The following is an 18,450-nucleotide window of genomic DNA, read 5'->3' on the forward strand; positions in this document are numbered from 1 at the left end:
GCGAATCTTTCTTTGAACTGAACTGAGGAAGCTGCGCACAGCGGCGCTTGGCCCGCCGGAAGCTGGCGGGCCAAGCATGGCCATGTGCGGATCAGGTGCTGAGTCTTACCAGAACTTGTAGCTGGCCGACAGGCTGTACACGCGGCCGAAAACGTTCAGCGCATGGTTGTAGCCTTCCCAGCCGTTCGGGTCGAAGTCGGGCTGCTTGTTCAAGACGTTCTTGATGTTCAGGCCCAGATTCAAGGACTTGATCGGCTCCCAGTTGAAGCCCAGATTGACCGTGTAATAGGCCGGTGCGCCGCCGCACAGATTGGCCGGCAGGTCCACGTCGGCCGCTGTACAGGTCGTCGGGTTGTTGTTCTCTTCATCATGCTTGTCGTAAGCCCATTTCGTGCCGCCGGTGTAGTTGACGAACAAGCTGCTGCCGAAGTTCTGATAGCGCCAATCGGCATTGAAGGTAGCGCGGTACTTGGGCTGACCGTAGTAGCCGACATAGTTCTGCGAGAAGCCCTCGCCGAGCGCGTCATCATGCTTGTTGCGGTTCATGATGGTGGCGGCCAAACCCAGGTTGAGCTGACCCATGCTTCCGAGGCTGAAGCGGCCATGGGCGTCGAGGTCGAAGCCGTCGACCAGCGTGCGGCCGCGGTTCAGATAGCTATTGCTCATGCCCGCCAACATGCCGACCGAGTAGCTCAGCGGTTTGCCCGTGCAGGCTGCCGCATTGGCCGGGTTGGTGCACATGGCAGCGGCGGCGGCCACAGCGGCCTTGTCGTTGTCGGAGATCGGGTTGCGGATCACGCCCGGCGCGCCGGCCAGGGTAGGGCCGTATTTCTCCGCGTACTGGTCATACAGTTCCTGGAAGTCCTGACGGACGATTTCATCGCGGCGCTGGATCAACCAATAGTCGGCCGAGATGTCAAAGTCCTTGCCCGGCTGGAACACCAGGCCGAGCGTGCCGCTCTTGGCCTTCTCTGGCTTCAGGTCCTTGTTGGGTGGCGTCAGGCCGGCGATATTGTTGCTGCAGTTGCTATTGAGCAAGGACTTGCCGTTGTCTTTGTCCACCTGGTCAACCGACTTCTTGAGCTGATTGGCGATCGCATTGGTTTCGTTGCAGCGGATGGTGTCCTTCATGCCGCCGCGCTGGGCGAACACGCCGCCTTCGCCGGACTCGGCCAAATTGGGCGCTCGGAAGCCTTCGGAGTAGGTGCCGCGCAGCAGCAGTTCCGGCATGGCGCGGAACTTCAGGCCGAGCTTGGGCGCCAGATTGGCGGCGAAGTTCGGGTACTTGTCCAAGCGCGCCGCAGCGTCCAACTCCAGGTTCTTGGTGATGGGCACGACCACCTCGCTGAACAGCGCGCCTATGGTGCGCTGGCCGTCGAACCAGGAGCCACCTTGCTGGGTGATGTGGCCGTCGGCCGCGTCCTTGTTGCCGGGCGTGTAGAAGGACTCCTGCATCAGGTTGTAGCCGAAGGCGGCGCGCACATCGCCGGCCGCCAAGGTGGTCAGCTTGCCTTCGATCTTGCCGTCCAGGCTGATCAGTTTCGTGCGCGACTGAATGTCAAAGGTCGGGAAGGCCTCGCGGATCAGCGCGGCATTCTTGTCGTTGATCACCCCGAACTGGTAGGCCGGGTGGTCGGGGATGAAGCTGCGCTTGCTGACCGGGTCGTAGGTGAAAGGGCCAAAAGCTTTTTCGAAGCCGACCGTGTTGATGTTGATGGTCTGGTAGGTGACCGAGTGGCTGGCGGCCACACTCAAGGCGGTCTCGTAGTCCCAGTCGCCAAACAAAGTGCCGCGCAGGCCGGCCATCGCGCGGTAGCTGTCGTCGGTGTTTTCCTGCCCGAAATGATTGCTGGCATCTTGCAAAAGATAGCTCAAGCCGGCCGCGCCGCCCATCTTGGCCTTCAACTCAGGAGTCAGCTTGTTGTACTCGTTATTGGGTCCGAGGAAGGGGGCGACAAAAGTGTTCAGCTTGGTGCCGGTATTGCGTGAATACCAGTTGATGGTCTGGCCGCTGCTGAAGCTGCGCGGGCCGTTTTCGCCGCGCATATTGATATGGGTATAGGCGACTTCGGCAAAGCCTTCCATCGTCGGGCTGATATTGAGGCGGCCGGCCAAGTAGCCGGTGGCGCGGTCGGACTTGGGGCCGGTGTCGAGCTGATAGGGCAGGGCATTGACGATGCAACTGGTGTTGGCGCCAGCGGTCAATACGTTCTTGCAACCCGGTGCAGCCATATTGGTGCGGGCATTCTTGGCGTCGAACACGAACAGGGTGCCTGGGTTGACGGTGCCGAGCTCGCTGCCCTCGCCGATGCGCAGGTTCTTGATGAAGTTGGGATTGTTGACGTAGAACTGCTCGGGCCGCTTCAGGTAGGTGTCTGCAAAGGCAATGCGGTCGCGCTTGAACAGATTGACCGAGCCGTAGATGTTGAAGCGATCGCGGTCAAGGTCGCCAAAGCCATAGGTGGCGCTGGCCTGGTGTTCGCCAAAGGACTTGACCTTCTGCGAATGGTCGGTCGTCAGGCTCATCTGCAGGCCTTGGTAGGACCGCTTGGTGATCACGTTGATGACACCGGCGATCGCATCGGAGCCGTAGACGGCCGAGGCGCCGTCGGTCAGCACCTCCATGCGTTCGATCGCGGCGGCGGGGATGGAATCGATATTGACGAACTGGGTCTGAAAGCCTTCCGGTGCGCCGTAGAAGGACAGGCGGCGGCCATTCAACAGCACCAAGGTGCCTTGCGCGCCGATGCCGCGCAGATTGGCTTGCGAGGCGCCGTCGGAGCCGGTAAACATCGAACGGAAGTCTTGCTGGCCGGGGCGTGCGGCGGGCAGGTTGTCCAAGACCTGCATCAAGGTGCGCGCCCCCATGCTCTCGATTTGTTGGGCCGTGATCACCTGCACCGGCGAGGCCGTCTCGGCGTTGACCCGCTTGATGCTGGAGCCGGTCACTTCGACCCGCTCCAACTCCTCTGCGGCATGGGCCGTGTGAGCGACTTGCACCAAGCCAGCTGCAGCCAGCAGCGCCACCAATTTTGTAACTTTCATTTCATGTTCTCCGGTTGAAGGCGGTCAGACCCATCTGCCGCCTAGTTCTCAAGTTATTGATTGCTGACCTCTTGGGGTCAGCGATTTCTGCCCTGATTGATTTCGACCCGCGCGTTTGTCCAACCCAAGAGCGCCGCGTTGGCCCAGTTGGCGCAGACCTTGTGGGGCTCTTTGCCGACGGCACCCAGCGTGCGCAGACTCAGATGCGTCAAGCCGCGCACATCGATTTCGGGTTTGACGACGGCGGGCGCTTGCACCAGACCGCTGTCGTAAAGCAGGCGCTCATCGCCCCAGATCTGGAACTGCAGGCCGCCATAGGCGCGGCAGCTGTCATCGATGCCCAGGTCGGCGCGGAACAAGTTCCATGGCCCTTGCAGCTTCAGATCCAAGCGGCTTTGCGCGGCTACGCCCAGGCCTTGCTGGAACTTCAGGCCGTTCATGCGCATCTCGGCGGCCTTGGCCGCGGGCCTGTCTTTGGCAAAGCCCTTGGGCAGCGACAAGCCCGATAGATAGAGCTGTTGCTCGCCCAAGCCCTCGGCTGCGCGCTGCTCAAGCAGATGAAACTCCGACAGCACAATCGGCTCGACCTCGCTGGGCGCCAGCGCGTTGAAGGCCTTGGCCGGGGCGGCTTGCGCCGACACGGCGGTGACCATCTCATCCACGCCGCTCGCCGCCTGCTCGGCGTCGGCGTTATGGGTGCTCAGGACACGGAAGCGCAAGAGGCGGCCGGCGGCAGGCTTGGCGAACATGACCGTCTGCAAACCCTCTTGCAGCTTGAGCCGACCGACCTGCACCGGCTTGCCCCAATCGCCGTTGTTGTCACCCAGGTAGACCTCGTAATCACGCACCTGGCCATGCTTCCAGTTCTTGTCATTGCGCGGCGCGATCTCGAAGCCGTCGATCATGCGGCGCTCGCCCAGGCCCAAGACCCATTCATGCGGGCCGGCACGCATCGCCTGATTGCGCGTGGTGCGGAACCAGCTGTCGGGCTTGCCGTCAAAGGCATTCTCGATCGGGTGGCCGGGCTCTTCTCCGGGGCGGTTGACGACGGTCAGGCTGTCGACCGGCACCTGGCGCCCCAACACCGGTGCGGCGGGGAAGTCCTCGCTCTTGGCCAGCGCGGTGTCCGGCGAAATCTTCAGCCTGAACTCGGCCGCGTGGCGAATGCTGCGCTTGGGCGTCTTGATATGGACGGTGCCGAACTTGTCGTTCGCGTCAAACCACCAGCCCTGCGTGGCGGCGTCAAAAGCCGCTTGATCGGTCGATTCGGGCAAGACCTGGCCCCCGAGTTCGACCGCCTGCGGTTTGCTGCGGCTGTGAACGATCAGCGCCAGGCTGCGCTGCGCCTCCTGACCGGCGTAGTCGCCCTGCACCGCGCCGACCTGGACGCGGATATCGCCCGCACCCTGTGTCGGTGCGCGCATTGTGATGACTTGCCGGCTGCTCTTGCCTTGCTCGCTGTATTGGCGCGTCAGGCCATCGTCTTCATACAAGGTGTAGCTCGACTCGCCCAGCGGGTAGAGCTCCAGCGTCAGCTGATCCTTGGCCTTTTGCCCGTCGTACAGCATCTCCGGGTACATCGGCAGGATCGCGCCGGCGCGCACAAACACCGGCAACTTGTCCAGCGTCACTTGCAGGTCAACCGTCTTGCCGCTCGCGCCGGCCTGTACTTGGCGGCCGTCCCAATAGTCGAACCACAGGCCTTCGGGCAGGTAGATGTTCTTGCGCCAGCCCTGGCTGGCGGCCTGGCTGCGGAATACCGGCGCCACCAGCAGGTCACGGCCGAGCAGGAATTGATATTTATGCGTCTCGGTAGCCGCATTCGGGTCGTTCGGGTGATCCCACATCAGCCCGCGCACAATCGGCGCGCCGCTCGCCTCGGCCTCTTGCGCCAGGCCGTACATGTATGGCGTTATCCGCAGCTTCAGCTTCAGATACTTGCGGTTGATGCTGCGGTAGGGCTCGTCATAGGCCCAGGGGTGTTTGCGTGCCTGCGCCGCCCAGCCGCTCATGCCCATCAGCACGGGCGTGAAGGTCTTCCACTGCAGATCGCGGGTGAAGGTCTCGGGGCTGCCGCCAAAGATCGCGTCCACATCGCCGGTCGCGTAGGCCTGGCCCGACAAGGCCGAGCCGATCAGCGTCGGGATATGCCAGCGGATGTAGTCCCAGCTGCTGCTCTGGTCGCCGGTCCAGGTCACCGCATAGCGCTGGATGCCGGCCCAACCCATCACCGTCCACAAGAACGGCCGCGCATCGGAGTTGTCCAGAATGCCTTGGTAGGCCGACTGATTGGCGTCCATCGCGAACTGGTAGCCGGCCCCGGTCCAGGCAACGTCGAGCTTTTGCGCGCGGGTGCCGGCCGTGCCGACTTCCCATTTGATCTTGTCGACGCCGTTCTCGGTCCACAGCCCGGTGCGAAAGCCTAGCTCGCTCAGGCCCGCTACGGTCTTGGGCAGATCGCTATAGCCGCAGCCATAGCCGTCATTGGGCAGAATCCAGCCGCCCGGCATGTCGTGCTCGCGGTATTTCTTGGCCACCGTCTCGATCACGTCGGGCGTCTTGCCGGTCGGGCCGTCGCTCCAGCCCTTGGGTACGGTGCCGGGCTTCTTGACGTTATCGGCGTCGTTATAACAGTCGGCGTCGCCATATTCATAGGCCCAGCGCGGCAACATTTTGGCGCGGCCGGTCAGCTCGGTGTAGCGGGCCAAAACCTGATGGATGCTGGGTCCGGCGAAGATGAAGGCGTCGAAGCGGCCGTCTTGGTGGGCCAGCGTGATGCGCTCGTTCTGGCGCAGATCGTAAGACCCATCGCGCCAGCTATTGCGCAAGATGCCCCAGCCCTTGGAGCTCATCAAAAACGGTGCGGGGCTGGGTCGGTCGCCTTCTTCCCAGCCGCCGGAGTAAGACACCTCGAGCTGTTTGCCCTTGAACTCGAAGCGGCCGTTTTGCTGGCCGCCGCCGAAGAAGCGCTCGCTCTTGTCGCTGCTCAAGGTCTGCACCGACAGCTTGTCGCTCAGGTCCAGGCTCTCGGTTTCGCGCCACAGCAGTTGCTGGTTGTCGGCCCGGTAGAGCGCCAGGCGCAGCGGCTTTTTGTAGATGCGCAGTGCGAGGCTGTCGGTCTGCAGCAGATAGTGGTCACCCAATTCGCTGAGCTTGTGCGCGATTGGAGCGCCCGGCCGCAAGGCTTCGGTCAGCACGATGGGCGCGGCCTTGTCCTCGGGCGCCGCAAAACGCTCGCTCGGGCTGGCTTCGAGCCGCACAAGGTCGGCGCGCAGCAGGCTGATGCGCAGGCGCGCTTTGCCGTCCGCCCGCAGCTCCCATTGCGGCGCGCTGCCGCTGCCTGCCGTGCTGGGCGCGGCCACCAGCTCACGCAAATTGCCCAGCGGCGCGGCGTGCGTCGAGCCGGCCGCCAGCAGGCCACCGGCCAGCAGACCCAGCAAGCCGGTGTTGAGGAGCAGACGATGTTGCATTTTGTACTTTCTGGACCCTTGGCAGGCCTCAATCGAAACTAACTGAGCGAACTCTAGGCAAGGCTTTTGCTGGAGTCAATCGACCGAAAGTCACAACGAAAGATAAATCCGTCAATTTAGTGAAAACCATTAGAAATATGAATTGAAAACGAAAGTGAGGTGCTGCTTTTTTGCCCGCATGTGCGGCGAAAATTGTCGAACTTGGCCCCGGTGAGGGCTGTGTGTGGCTCGAATTGCCCGATTCGCGGTGGTGGGCGAATTTCCGTGTTTCGAAATTTATCTTTCTTTTTGCTCTTTCGTTTGCTACAGTGAAAGCAAATATCGACTCTGAACGAACCTTGAACCCCGTGTTCCACTGCGCTCAATGAACCCATTACTTACCCGCACTCGCGACGACTGGCAGGCCCTGGGCGGCCTGGCCACGGCCGAAGAAATCAGCCAGCAGCCCGAGGTCTGGCGCGAAATGGCGTGCTCGATGGCTGTGCCGCAGCAAGCCGCCATTGATGCTTTTTTGGGCTCATGGCTGAGCAATGAGCGGCACCTAGTGATCCTGACCGGCGCCGGTAGCTCGGCCTTTTGCGGCGAGGGTGTGGTCGACGAGATCAACCGCAAGTGGCCGGCGCAAGTGCGCGCGGTGCCGACCACCAGCCTGATCTCGCACCCGGCGCTTTATCTTGAGCGCGACAGGCCGACGCTGCTGGTGTCCTTTGCGCGCAGCGGCAACAGCCCCGAAAGTCTGGCCGCCGTTGACCTGGTGCGCCAGCTGGTCGATGCGCCGCGTTTTTTGAACATTACTTGCAATGCCGACGGTGCGCTGTATGTCCGCAATGCAACACAGGCCGACAGCTTGAATCTGCTGATGCCCGGCCGCTCGTGCGACCGCGGCTTCGCCATGACGAGCAGCTTCAGCTGCATGCATCTGGCGGCCTTGCTGGCCTTTGGGCGGGATGACTGGGCCAACCGCCTGGCGCGCGTTGAAGCCTTGGCGACGCAGGCGGAGCATTTGCTGCGCGACTGGGCCGTGCCGATCGAGGCGCTGGCGCATGAACCGTTCGCGCGCCTGGTCTATCTGGGCAGCGGGCCGTTGGAGGCCTTGGCCAAGGAGTCGGCGCTGAAGGTGCTGGAGCTGACCTGCGGTCATGTGCTGGCCTTTGCCAACACCAGCCTTGGCTTTCGCCATGGCCCCAAGTCCATCCTGAACGAGAACACCTTGGTGATCGTATTCCCCTCGTCCGATGCCCATGTGCGACGCTTCGATGCGGACTTGTTGGCCGAGTTGCAACGCGATGGCGTGGCCGGCCGCGTGCTGCAAGTGGGCCTGGCCGAAGCCGGCGAGGATGCGGGTGGGGGAATTTTGCTTGCCGGCGTGGCGCCCGAGTTGGCCGCCGCTGGCGACAGCTGGTTGGCGCCCTTGTGGCTGTTGGTGGCGCAGCAATACGCCTTGCAGCGCTCGGTTGCGCTGGGTCTGACGCCCGACAACCCATTCCCCGACGGCACCGTCAATCGCGTCGTGCAAGGCGTCACCATTCACAGCTATGTTGCCCCAGTCGTTCACTGAGTGCCTCCTCTACGGCATCGACATCGGCGGCAGCAAGATCGAGCTGGTTGCCTATCAAGGCGCCGAGCTGAGCGAGCGCTGGCGCAGGCGCGTTGACACGCCGACGCAAAGCTTCCCGGCCTTTGTCGAAGCGGTCGCGGGCTTGGTCGAGGCCGCCGATGCGGACTTGGGCAGGAGCGGGCAGTTGGGTCTTGGCCTGCCCGGCGTGGTCGATCCCGTCAGCGGTCTGCAGCTAAGCTCCAATGTGCCGGCGCTGAATGGCCAGGCCGTCGCTCCCGCCTTGAGCGCGCGGCTGCAGCGGCCGGTGGCGCTGGGCAATGACTGCCAATGCTTTGCCTTGTCCGAGGCCCATGGCGGCGCGGCGGCGGGCGCCGAGAGCATGTTCGGTGCCATCCTGGGCACCGGGGCCGGTGGTGGTTATTGCGTCAACGGCCGCTTGCTGCGCGGCTACAACAGCCTGGCCGGCGAATGGGGACACTGGGCCTTGCCGGCGACGCTGCGCGATGCGCACAAGCTGCCGATCTGGCCCTGCGGCTGCGGCCTGAGCGGCTGCCTGGAGCGCTATGTTTCCGGCAGCGGCTTGGCGGCGCTGTACCAGCATTTTGGCGGCGCGGCGTTGGCGGCTGCGGCCATCAATGAGCGCGCCGAGGCCGGCGAGGCGTTGGCCGCACATACGCTGGCCGTGCACCTGGATGTGCTCGCCCATGGCTTGGCCGGCTTGGTGCTGGTCTTGGACCCGCATGTGATTGTGCTGGGCGGCGGCCTGTCCAAGCTGCAGCACCTGTACCAGGCCTTGCCGGCCGCGGTGGCAAGGCATTTGTTTGCCGGCGCACGCGTGCCTCCCATCCTCATGCCCGCGTTCGGGGACGCCGGCGGCACCCGCGGCGCGGCCCTGCTGGCGCGTCAACTTGACCATTCTTCTTGAGGCTCAGCCCGCTTCCATTTATGTCGCTACTGCTTGAAATCATCTCCGCCCACCGCCAGGGGCAGCCGGTCGGCATCTACAGCGTTTGCTCGGCCAACGAGCATGTGCTGCGGGCTGCGTTTGCCCAGGCGCGGCGCTATGCGACGCCGCTGCTGATCGAATCGACGTCCAATCAGGTCGATCAGTTCGGTGGCTATACAGGTATGACGCCGCTGCAATTCCGCAGCTATGTGCTGAGGCTGGCCGAGGAAGAAGGCTTCGATGCCGCCGGCCTGCTGCTCGGTGGCGATCATCTGGGCCCGAACGCCTGGCAGCATCTGCCGGCGGCTGAGGCGATGGGCTTCGCAGCCGAGCTGATTCGCAGTTATGTGGCGGCCGGTTTCGAGAAGATCCACCTCGACTGCAGCATGGCCTGCGCCGATGACCCCCGGCGCCTGCCCGACGAGACCGTGGCCGAACGGTCGGTGCTGTTGGCCGTGATCGCCGAGCAGGCCGCGCTGGACGCGGGCCTGGCGCCACCGGTCTATGTGATCGGCACCGAGGTGCCGATCCCCGGCGGCGAGGCTTCGCTGGGCGCGGGCCTGGCCGTCACCACGCCGGCCGCTGCGGCCTGCACGCTGGCCGTGCATGCCCGGGCCTTTGCCGCGCATGGCCTGCAAGCCGCCTGGCAGCGCGTGATCGCGATGGTGGTGCAGCCGGGCGTGGACTTTGACCACAGTCAGATTCAGCATTACCGGCCGGCCGCTGCGGCCGAGTTGTCGCGCTTCGTCGCCGCCCAGATCGACCCGCCGAAGCTCGTGTTCGAGGCGCATTCGACCGACTACCAAACCGAGGCCGCCATGCATGCGCTGGTGCGTGACCATTTTGCGATTCTCAAGGTGGGCCCGGCGGTGACTTTCGCTTTGCGCGAGGCCTGGTTTGCGCTGGCGGCGATCGAGCGCGAACTGATTCCCTTTGGCCGCCAATCGCAACTGCCGGCGGTGCTGGAGCAGCGCATGCTGGCCGAACCCAAGCATTGGCTCAAGCATTACAGCGGCAGCCCGGCCGAGCAGCATCTGCTGCGCGCCTATGCATTGAGTGACCGTTGCCGCTATTACTGGGGCGATGCGGCGGTGTCGGCTGCCTTGGACAAGCTGATCGCCAATCTGGAGCGGCAGGCGATCCCGCTGCCGCTGCTGAGCCAGTTCCTGCCCGAGCAATTCGACGCGGTGCTTGCGGGCGAACTGGCGGCCCAGCCGCGCGCGCTCGCCCAGCACAAGGTAGGCATGGTGTTGGCGCGTTATGCGCGCGCTTGCAGTCGCAATGTCTCTCGTGAAACCGAAAGTTAATTCGGCACATAGCTTTCGAACGCTTAAAGTTCGGGTCCCTGAAATGAAAGTAGGCAAGCAAGCGATGAGCAAGACCAAACCGCCGAGCCGCAACACCGGGCAGCGTCGCGAGCAGATCATGCAACTGCTGATGGAGCGGGGCAGTGTGGAGGTGTCGGAGTTGGCGCCCAAGCTGGGCGTGTCGACGGTGACGATACGCAGCGACCTGGCCGCCTTTGAAGAGCAAGGACTGGTCACGCGCAGTTATGGCGGCGCCGCGCTCAAGCGCATGCCGCCGCAGGAACACAATATCCGCCAGAAGGACGGCTTGAACAGCAGCCTGAAGGAGCGCATCGGGGCGCGAGCCGCACAGCTGGTGTCGAGCGGTGACAACATCATCATCGACTCCGGCACGACGACGATGGCGCTGGCCCACCAGTTGCGCGAGCTGCGCAATATCACGGTGATGACCAACGGGCTCAATATCGCCTGGGAGTTGGCCGACGCCGAGGGCGTCGAGCTGATGCTGACCGGCGGGCTTTTGCGCAAGAAATCGCTGTCCATCCTGGGCACCCAGGCCGAGGCTTGCTTGGGCGGCTATATTTTCGACAAGCTGTTCCTGGGCGTGGACGGCTGCGATCTGCAGTTTGGCCTGACCACTCACCACGAGGCCGAGGCGAGGCTCAATCACATGATGGTGGAGCGGGCCAAGAAGGTCATCGTGTTGAGCGACTCGAGCAAGTTCGGCCGCGTCAGCTTGCACCGTATCGTGCAGCTCGACCGTGTGCACACCCTGATCACCGACGCCGGCATCAGCAGCGAATACCGCGACGGCCTGCTGCGCTTGGGGCTAGAACTGATCATTGTGGAATGAGTGCCCAAATCGCATCGCTGTCGGGTCGCATCCTGACGCCGGCCGGTTGGCTGCTCGGCCGGGTCGAGTTCGACGAACGCGTGCTGCGCATCCTGCCCGATGCTGCCGCGCCATCCGAACGGATTATCTTGCCGGGCTTTGTCGACCTGCATGTGCATGGCGGCGCCGGGGTCGACATCATGCAAGGCGGCGATACGGCGGTGCAAGTCGCGCGGGCCCACGCTAGGCACGGCACCACCTCGATGCTGGGCACGACGATGACCGCCAGCCCGGCCTCTATCGAACATGCGCTGGACGGCTTGGCCGACGCGATGACCGAGCGTGTGGCCGGCACGGCGCGTATTCTCGGCGTGCATCTGGAAGGCCCGTTCATCAGCGAGAAGCGCCTCGGCGCGCAGCCGAATCTGGTCTGCTCGGCCACCTTGGCGCAGGTGCTGCACTATCACGCCATCGCACCCATCAAGGTCTTGACGCTGGCGCCCGAACTGAGCGGGCACCTGGCCTTGATTCCGCAGCTGAGGGAGCTCGGCATCCGGGTGCAGATCGGCCACTCGGCCGGCAGCTACGAAGACGGTGTGGCGGCGCTGGACGCTGGCGTGGCCGGCTTCACCCATTTGTTCAACGGCATGACGCCGCTGAATCACTACCAACCCGGCATCGTCGGCGCGGCGCTGGCCCATGCGGAATATGCGGAGCTGATCCCGGATCTGCAGCATGTGCATCCGGGCGCGATGCGGGTGGCGCTGCGCGCCATCCCCAGGCTCTTTTGCGTGACCGACGCGACGGCCGCCACCGGCATGCCAGACGGCGAATATTCGCTCGGCACGCAGACGGTCTTGAAATGCCTGGGCTGTGTCCGACTGGCGAGCGGCTCGCTGGCCGGCAGCGCCCTGACCATGGATCAGGCGCTGCGCAATCTGCTCTCGATCGGCGTCGACTTGGCGGCCGCTTCGCATTGCCTGTCACGCAATCCGGCCGACTATCTCGGCCTGCCCGAGCGCGGCCGCATTGCGCCGGGCGCCTGGGCCGACCTGGTCGTCCTGGATGCCGAGCTGCAGGTGCAGGCCGTCGCCATCGAAGGCGAACTTCTTTCCACCCTGAATACCAAGACCCAAGGACCTCCAGCATGAACGCGCCCGCAATTGCTTTGCCCACTGTGCCAGCGGCCTCAAGCCGAGCCTGGTCTATGCGCTTCATGCTCTTTATCGCCGGCATGGGCGGCCTGCTTTACGGCATTGACATCGGCATCATTGCCGGCGCCTTGCCCTATCTGGAATCCACGGCGTCCATAACTTGGCGTTTGAGCGCGCAGCAGCTCGGCTTCATCGTCGCGGCCGTGCTCTTGGGCAGTGTCTTGTCGTCCTTGTTTGCCGGCGCCTTGGCCGATTGGATCGGGCGCAAAAAGGTCATGGTCTTGAGCGGGCTGTTGTTCACCTTGAGCATTCCCATCATCGCTTTGGCCGATGGCTACACGCCGTTGCTCTTGGGGCGCTTGTTGCAGGGCATCAGCGGCGGCTTGATCGGTGTGGTGGTGCCGCTGTATCTGGCCGAATGCTTGGGTGCCGACAACCGCGGCCGTGGCACGGCGATGTTCCAACTGCTCTTGACCATAGGTCTGGTGGTGGCCGCGCTGATCGGGCTGTACTATGCCCGCGAGGTGGAATCCGTCGCCGCTAGCCTTGGCAGCGACGCGCTGTTCACGGCCAAAGATCAGGCTTGGCGCAGCATCTTCTGGAGCTGTCTGCTGCCAGGTCTGGTGTTCACCATCGGCAGCCTGTGCTTGACCGAGTCGCCACGCTGGCTGGTCGGTCGAGGCCATATTGACGCTGCCCATGCTGCCTTGTTGCGCAGCCGCAGCGGGGCCGAAGCGGAGCAAGAATTGCGGGAGATGCAGCAAGCCCGACAAGCCAGCGGCGGCGGGGCAGGGCAAGCCAATGCACCGCGCGAGCCCTTGTTCAGTCGCCGCTATATGGCGCCGTTCCTGCTGGCCTGCGTGATCTTGGCCTGCACCCAAGCGACCGGCATCAACTCGATCCTTGCCTATCTGGTGAATATCCTGAATCAGGCGGGCCTGGGCGGTTCGTCTGCGAACGCGGCCGATGTCGCCATCAAGGTGCTGAACGCGGTGATGACGGTGGTGGCGCTGATGCTGGTCGACCGCAGGGGCCGCAAATTCCTTTTGATGTTGGGCAGCGGAGGCATCTTTGTGTCGCTGCTGTTGGCCGGCAGCCTGTTCTTGTCGGCCGAGCGCGGCCGACTTGACGTCAAGCCGGCGCTGCAGCAAATGGTGCAGCAAGATCGACTTGCCTTGAGCTTCGACGCGGCCACCTTGGCCAAGCTGGGCGTGGTGGCGAGCGGCTTGCCGCAGCAACTGACGCTGTCCTATTCCTACGGTGACTTCAGCAATGTGCAGAGCCGCCGCAGCGACGAACTTGACGCCAAGCCGATCGAAATTCGGCGCGAGCACGCGGTGCAGGCCGACAGCGTCATCGGCGCTTTCTTTCGCCGTCTGCACCTGAATCCCTTTGCCGACCCAGGCTTGGCGGCAAGCGCGCCCTTGGTGATCGAACAGGCGCTGGTCGGCCCGGTGCCCAGCCAGACCCATGGCTGGTTGGTGACCGCCTGCATCTTCGCCTTCGTCGCGTTCTTTGCGGTAGGCCCCGGTGTCTGCGTCTGGTTGGCCTTGTCGGAACTGATGCCCACGCGCATCCGCTCCAACGGCATGAGCATCGCGCTGTTGATCAACCAGTTTGTTTCGACCTCTATCGCGGCGGCATTTTTACCCACCGTCGGCAATCACGGTTATGCCGCCATGTTCTTCTTTTGGGCGGCGTGCACGGTGATCTATTTCTTGGCGGCCGCCTTGCTCTTGCCGGAAACCAAGGGCAAGACGCTGGAACAAATTGAAGCGCACTTTGCGCGCAAGCGCTGAGAAGATCAGCTTTACACCGTCGCCATCAAGCGACGCGACCGCTGCAGATGCCAGGCCATGTCCAGCTCCTCGAAGGCCTCAGCGGCCCGAGCCAGCAAGGCCTGCGCAGGCTCGCCCTGGCCGAGAGCCAACTCGGCCGCCAAAAGGCGATTGCAGGCGGACTCATGCGCCGAGCCGCGCAGGTCTGCTACCGCCTGCGCCGCATCCAGATAACGCTGAGCACGCTGGGCGTCCGCAGCCGCAGCGGCGATTCGAGCCGCCGCCCGGTAGGCCATCGCCACGCCGATCCAGTCGCGCTGGCGGCCACGCCGCAAGGCCAGGGCAATCTGGCGGCGAGCACCGCCCACATCGCCTTGTTCGGCCAGCACATCGGCCAACCAACCATGGATCAGTGAACTGAACAGGCCGCCACCGCGCGGCGCCAGCCAAGTCGCGGCGTCCTGCAAGGATTGGGCCGAGGCGGCCGAACGCTCGATCTGCCAGGCCGCGTAGGCGCCGGCGGCATGACCCATTGAATAGGTGAACAGGCTGCGCACCAAACCGCCGATACGGTGCGCCTGCGCGGCCGCTTGCTGCGCCTGCGCCCAATCACCTTGCCACAGGTACACCGCCGCGCGCCAACCCTGCACCGAGGCCTCGACGGCATGGTTCGAGCCTTGAATGATGGACAGCGCCTCTTCGAAGCAGGCATGTGCCGCCGCAAAATGACCCTGGTCGCCCAAGACATAGGCGCGGCAGGCGAGCGAGTAGGCCAGGCCCACGGCCGGGCGCGTCGGCGGGGCCGTCGTTTGTCGCAAGGCGCGCAAGAAAACGATGGCTTCATCCAGTCGCGTCAAGGCCTCGGGGTAGGCCGCCGCCGCCGCCAACAACTGGCCCTGCGCGCCGTGCAATTGCGCGATCAGGGCCACATTTTCTTCGCCATTGCACTGCGCCGCCGCCAGGCCACTTGCGCAATGCAAGAGGCCGGCACGCACTTCGCCAAGTGCATAGCTGGCATAACCCAGCCAATAGTCGGCGCGCGCAATCAAGGTCGCATCGCCAATTTTTTCGGCCAATTGGACGGCGTGCTGGAGCACGCGCAGATCGGCTCGTGAGGCGTCAAACACGCAGGCGACGCCGAAGCGCTGTGCGATCGACACCCAACGAGTACCGATCGGGCTGCCCTCGGGGAGGTTCTCCAATGCCGCCAGTGCCGCGCGGTATTGCTTCTTGGCGCGGTCCAGCGCGGACGCGGCCAGGGCCTGATCGCCGGCTCGCTCGGCATGCACGGCCGCCTCTGCCCATTGCCCGGCTGCAGCCTCGTGATAACCCAGCAACTCATCGGTCGCTTGGCGGGGCGTGTCATGCGCCTGCGAGCGCAACTCGGCGGCGATATGGCGGTGCATCGCTTGGCGTTCATGCCATCCGATCGACTCATAGACGACATCGCGGGTCAGGCCATGCTTGAAACGAAAGAAACCGGCGCGCCGGTCCGGATAGACAAAGTCATGCTCGGCCAGGCCCAGCACGGCCGTATCCTGCTCGCTGCAGCCGGTCAAACGCTGCATCAGCCAGGCCGGAATGATGTTGCCGATGACCGCCGCTGCGCGCAGCAAGGCCGCCTGCTCGGGCGCCAAACGCGCCACACGAGAGAGGGTCAGCGCCGACAGCCAAGCCTGCCCCGCCGAGTCAACACGTGGCCGACTCAGCGCCCGTCGACCGGCCTGCTCATATTTGATGGCGTGACACAACTCCTCGATGAACAAAGGATTGCCGCCGGCATGGCGCTGAATATCAAGCGCAATGAATGGGTCCGTGTTCGGCAATAGCTGAACAATCGCCAGTTCGGCTTCGACGGTATTGAAGGGCTGCAGTTCGAGCATGGCCGCGCCGCTATCGGCCAACCCCGCCTCTTGCGGTCGCGTGGCGGTCAGCAGCAGCAAGGGCAGTTTTTGCTTGACCGCCAGGGCATACAGGCGATGCAGCAACAGCAAACTCGCGTCGTCGGCCCATTGCAGGTCGTCTATGAAAATCAGCTGCGGGGCCTGGCGCGTCAATCCCGCCAATAAATGCAACAGACCGGACTGGCGCAATGGCGGGGCCGCGCTCAACAGGGGCTCGGCTTCGGCCATGCCCTGCGATACCAAGATCCGCAACATCTGCAGATAGGGTTGCAGCGGTTCGGCGCTCAAATAGCTTTCGCAATAGCCGCGCTGTATTTTGCAGTCTTTCAGGGCGGCGCGACGCAGGAATTCTTCCGTCAAGCGGGTCTTGCCGACACCGGCGTTGGCGCGAATGCTGACCCAGCCGGGCCGACCCTGGATCGCCGCCGCCAAAGCCTGGTCCAGCATCAGCAGCTCTGCCGTGCGACCAACGAACGGCGCCAGGCCGCGCTGCTGGCTGGCCTCGAAGCGCCGGCCAATCGTTGACCGGCCCTTGATGGCATAGACGGCAAGGGCGGTGCTGCGGCCCTTGAGTTGCACCACCCGGCGTTCGCTGGTTTGGAAATAGTGACTCTGCAACCCCAGGGTTTCTTCGCTGACGAGGATCTCGTCGACTTCGGCCTCGTCGGATAAGCGGGCGGCGAAATTCGGCGTATTGCCAAGCAGGTCGAAGCGCCCTCTGACCGCGTCGCCTTCCTCGATCAAGACCATACCGGCATGAATACCTGAATGCAGACTCAACTCTTGCCCATGTGGCCATTGCCCGCTGCCGCTTGGCGGCCGCATCAATCGCACTTGCTGGTGCAACTCGAGCGCCGCTTCGGTGGCACGCCGGCCGTCGTCCTCGCGCATTTCCGGATGGCCGAAGATGGCCAGCATGCCGTCGCCCTGAATGCGCACCACCGTGCCGCCATGGCGCGGCACCACGCCTTGATAGAGTGCGCGCAGTTCGCGCAGCATGATGGCGTAATGCTCGGCCTCCATGGCGTCGGCAAGCCGAGTCGATTCGGACAGGTCTGCAAACAGCACGGTCAGATTTCGGCGTTCCCCCATCGCATGCGACACCGGAACTTGATCGGTCGGGTTGATCATGGGCATGTGTCTGTTTCCCCTGATCATAGGGCGGCAGAGCCCTATGAGTTCAGCAATGGGGCAGAGAACGCCGGCAAGTCTTCTTCGCGCAGGCCCAGATAAACGGGTTGCCCGTCGCGTCTATGGATATTGATCTTGGCGTTGTAAACCCGGTGTGGCCGGCCATGTTTGTCGCTGATCTCAAACTCGCTGATGCCAAAAGCGCCGCCGGCGTCCCGGTTGCCGGTCAAGTAACAGGCAATTTCATCGATCTCGGCGCCGGCCAGGGTCAGACCGTTCAAGGCCTTGAGCGGCCGCCGCGTGCGTTCAACAAAGTCTACCGAATCGATGCGCTGAATTTCGCCGCTATTTTCGTCGCGCATCAAGGTGTTGAATTTGCCCAGCAGAATCTGCCCCGGCAGGGCGCGCTCGATCATGCGGGCCAGCTCTATCGTCACCTGGCCGACCAAATAGCTGAACGAGGTCGGGTTCAGGCCTTCGCTTTGATAGAACTCATAGTGCGAGCCGACATGAAAGGCCGCGCGCAACTGCGGCACCGACTCGGGCCGGCGCGCGCGCTCGCGCGCCAAGGCGTTGTCGGCCAGGATGAATTGCAGCAGCTGATACAGCTCGACATTCGCCTCGATGCCGCGCATGCGATTCCAGATGTAGAAACCGTCGCCGGTGGTGGTGCGGGCGAAATTGATATTGATCTCGCGGTCCAGCAGCTTGGCATAGGCGGCATTGACCGAGCAGGACAGGCTGTTCAGTTGCACCACCTGTTGCAGCGGCGTCAGCAGCGAAAACCCGACCGCGTCAAACAGAATCACCGCCCGGTCTTCGACCAGCCGAATGCCATAACGGGCCACGATGGCGGCAATCAGGTCCAGCCCTAAGCCGGCCTCGGGAGTGAAAGGCAGTGCAATGAAGTTGGGGCTTAGGCCCAATTCGGCGGCAATTTGCTCGAACTGCTCCTCCGGCAGATGCGCCTGATTGGCCAGCAATTCATCCAATAAGCGGCCGCGCCGCGAGGACTCCTGGGCGGCAACACTGGCTTGGGTGAATTCGGTCAGCAGTGGATGCGGGGCCACCAGCAGGCGCAAGCCACATTGATCGCCAGCGCAGGGCGTCCAGGCAAAGATCAGGTTTTCGCCCAAGTCCCACAACGCATACAGCAGTTGGTCAAGCACGACGATGTTGTCGCGCACCTGTGACTCACTCAGGCCGGCCGGCAAGGCATAGGCCATAAAGCCGTCAAGCCATGATCTACGCTTGCGGATTTCTTCTGTCACTCGGCGGCTCCCCTGATCAATGCTGAATTGGGGCCAGGACCGACCCCTTGTCGG

At 63.7% G+C, this 18,450-nt stretch carries 10 protein-coding genes; 6 read left to right on the plus strand and 4 right to left on the minus strand.

Features of this window, described 5'->3' with window-relative positions; genetic code table 11:
• Positions 1 to 105: 105 nt before the first annotated feature.
• Positions 106 to 3,045, minus strand: a complete 2,940-nt coding sequence (locus LNV07_RS20300; RefSeq protein ID WP_263573004.1) for a TonB-dependent receptor plug domain-containing protein — start codon at positions 3,043 to 3,045, stop codon at positions 106 to 108.
• Positions 3,046 to 3,122: 77 nt separating this feature from the next.
• Positions 3,123 to 6,515 (minus strand): TIM-barrel domain-containing protein, encoded by a 3,393-nt coding sequence (locus LNV07_RS20305; RefSeq protein ID WP_263573005.1) that lies wholly within the window; start codon positions 6,513 to 6,515, stop codon positions 3,123 to 3,125.
• A gap of 364 nt (positions 6,516 to 6,879) precedes the next feature.
• Here LNV07_RS20305 and LNV07_RS20310 point away from each other — a divergent pair, with 364 nt between their 5' ends.
• The 6 genes from LNV07_RS20310 (at position 6,880) to LNV07_RS20335 (ending at position 14,111) form a co-directional block, all read left to right on the plus strand.
• Positions 6,880 to 8,073: an SIS domain-containing protein gene (locus tag LNV07_RS20310; protein WP_263573006.1), complete on the plus strand. Its 1,194-nt coding sequence runs from the start codon at positions 6,880 to 6,882 to the stop codon at positions 8,071 to 8,073.
• On the plus strand, positions 8,051 to 8,998 hold the full coding sequence (locus LNV07_RS20315) for an ROK family protein (protein WP_263573007.1): 948 nt from the start codon (positions 8,051 to 8,053) through the stop codon (positions 8,996 to 8,998). Before LNV07_RS20310 ends, LNV07_RS20315 begins: the two co-directional genes overlap by 23 nt.
• A 20-nt stretch (positions 8,999 to 9,018) precedes the next feature.
• On the plus strand, positions 9,019 to 10,326 hold the full coding sequence (locus tag LNV07_RS20320; RefSeq protein ID WP_263573008.1) for a D-tagatose-bisphosphate aldolase, class II, non-catalytic subunit: 1,308 nt from the start codon (positions 9,019 to 9,021) through the stop codon (positions 10,324 to 10,326).
• A gap of 64 nt (positions 10,327 to 10,390) precedes the next feature.
• Positions 10,391 to 11,179 (plus strand): DeoR family transcriptional regulator, encoded by a 789-nt coding sequence (locus LNV07_RS20325; protein ID WP_263573009.1) that lies wholly within the window; start codon positions 10,391 to 10,393, stop codon positions 11,177 to 11,179.
• Positions 11,176 to 12,309 (plus strand): N-acetylglucosamine-6-phosphate deacetylase, encoded by a 1,134-nt coding sequence (locus LNV07_RS20330; protein WP_263573010.1) that lies wholly within the window; start codon positions 11,176 to 11,178, stop codon positions 12,307 to 12,309. The genes LNV07_RS20325 and LNV07_RS20330 overlap by 4 nt, the downstream gene beginning before the upstream one ends.
• A complete protein-coding gene (locus LNV07_RS20335) occupies positions 12,306 to 14,111 on the plus strand; it encodes a sugar porter family MFS transporter (RefSeq protein WP_263573011.1) in 1,806 nt (601 codons plus the stop codon). Before LNV07_RS20330 ends, LNV07_RS20335 begins: the two co-directional genes overlap by 4 nt.
• 11 nt (positions 14,112 to 14,122) lie before the next feature.
• Here the strand turns inward: LNV07_RS20335 and LNV07_RS20340 are convergent, their stop codons facing one another.
• On the minus strand, positions 14,123 to 17,131 hold the full coding sequence (locus tag LNV07_RS20340; RefSeq protein ID WP_263573012.1) for an adenylate/guanylate cyclase domain-containing protein: 3,009 nt from the start codon (positions 17,129 to 17,131) through the stop codon (positions 14,123 to 14,125).
• Between the two features lie 35 nt (positions 17,132 to 17,166).
• Complete coding sequence (locus LNV07_RS20345; protein WP_263573013.1) at positions 17,167 to 18,396, minus strand: hypothetical protein; 1,230 nt, start codon at positions 18,394 to 18,396, stop codon at positions 17,167 to 17,169.
• Positions 18,397 to 18,450: the final 54 nt, after the last annotated feature.

The organism is Roseateles oligotrophus (assembly GCF_025717515.1).
Lineage (GTDB): Bacteria > Pseudomonadota > Gammaproteobacteria > Burkholderiales > Burkholderiaceae_C > Paucibacter_A > Paucibacter_A oligotrophus.

What these genes read in the sequence shown, in the direction of transcription:
- LNV07_RS20320 (WP_263573008.1), top strand. Translation starts at nt 9,019, where the DNA reads ATGTCGCTACTGCTTGAAATCATCTCCGCCCACCGCCAGGGGCAGCCG.
- LNV07_RS20335 (WP_263573011.1), top strand. Translation starts at nt 12,306, where the DNA reads ATGAACGCGCCCGCAATTGCTTTGCCCACTGTGCCAGCGGCCTCAAGC.
- LNV07_RS20325 (WP_263573009.1), top strand. Translation starts at nt 10,391, where the DNA reads ATGAGCAAGACCAAACCGCCGAGCCGCAACACCGGGCAGCGTCGCGAG.
- LNV07_RS20330 (WP_263573010.1), top strand. Translation starts at nt 11,176, where the DNA reads ATGAGTGCCCAAATCGCATCGCTGTCGGGTCGCATCCTGACGCCGGCC.
- LNV07_RS20340 (WP_263573012.1), bottom strand. Translation starts at nt 17,131, where the DNA reads ATGCCCATGATCAACCCGACCGATCAAGTTCCGGTGTCGCATGCGATG.
- LNV07_RS20300 (WP_263573004.1), bottom strand. Translation starts at nt 3,045, where the DNA reads ATGAAAGTTACAAAATTGGTGGCGCTGCTGGCTGCAGCTGGCTTGGTG.
- LNV07_RS20305 (WP_263573005.1), bottom strand. Translation starts at nt 6,515, where the DNA reads ATGCAACATCGTCTGCTCCTCAACACCGGCTTGCTGGGTCTGCTGGCC.
- LNV07_RS20310 (WP_263573006.1), top strand. Translation starts at nt 6,880, where the DNA reads ATGAACCCATTACTTACCCGCACTCGCGACGACTGGCAGGCCCTGGGC.
- LNV07_RS20315 (WP_263573007.1), top strand. Translation starts at nt 8,051, where the DNA reads ATGTTGCCCCAGTCGTTCACTGAGTGCCTCCTCTACGGCATCGACATC.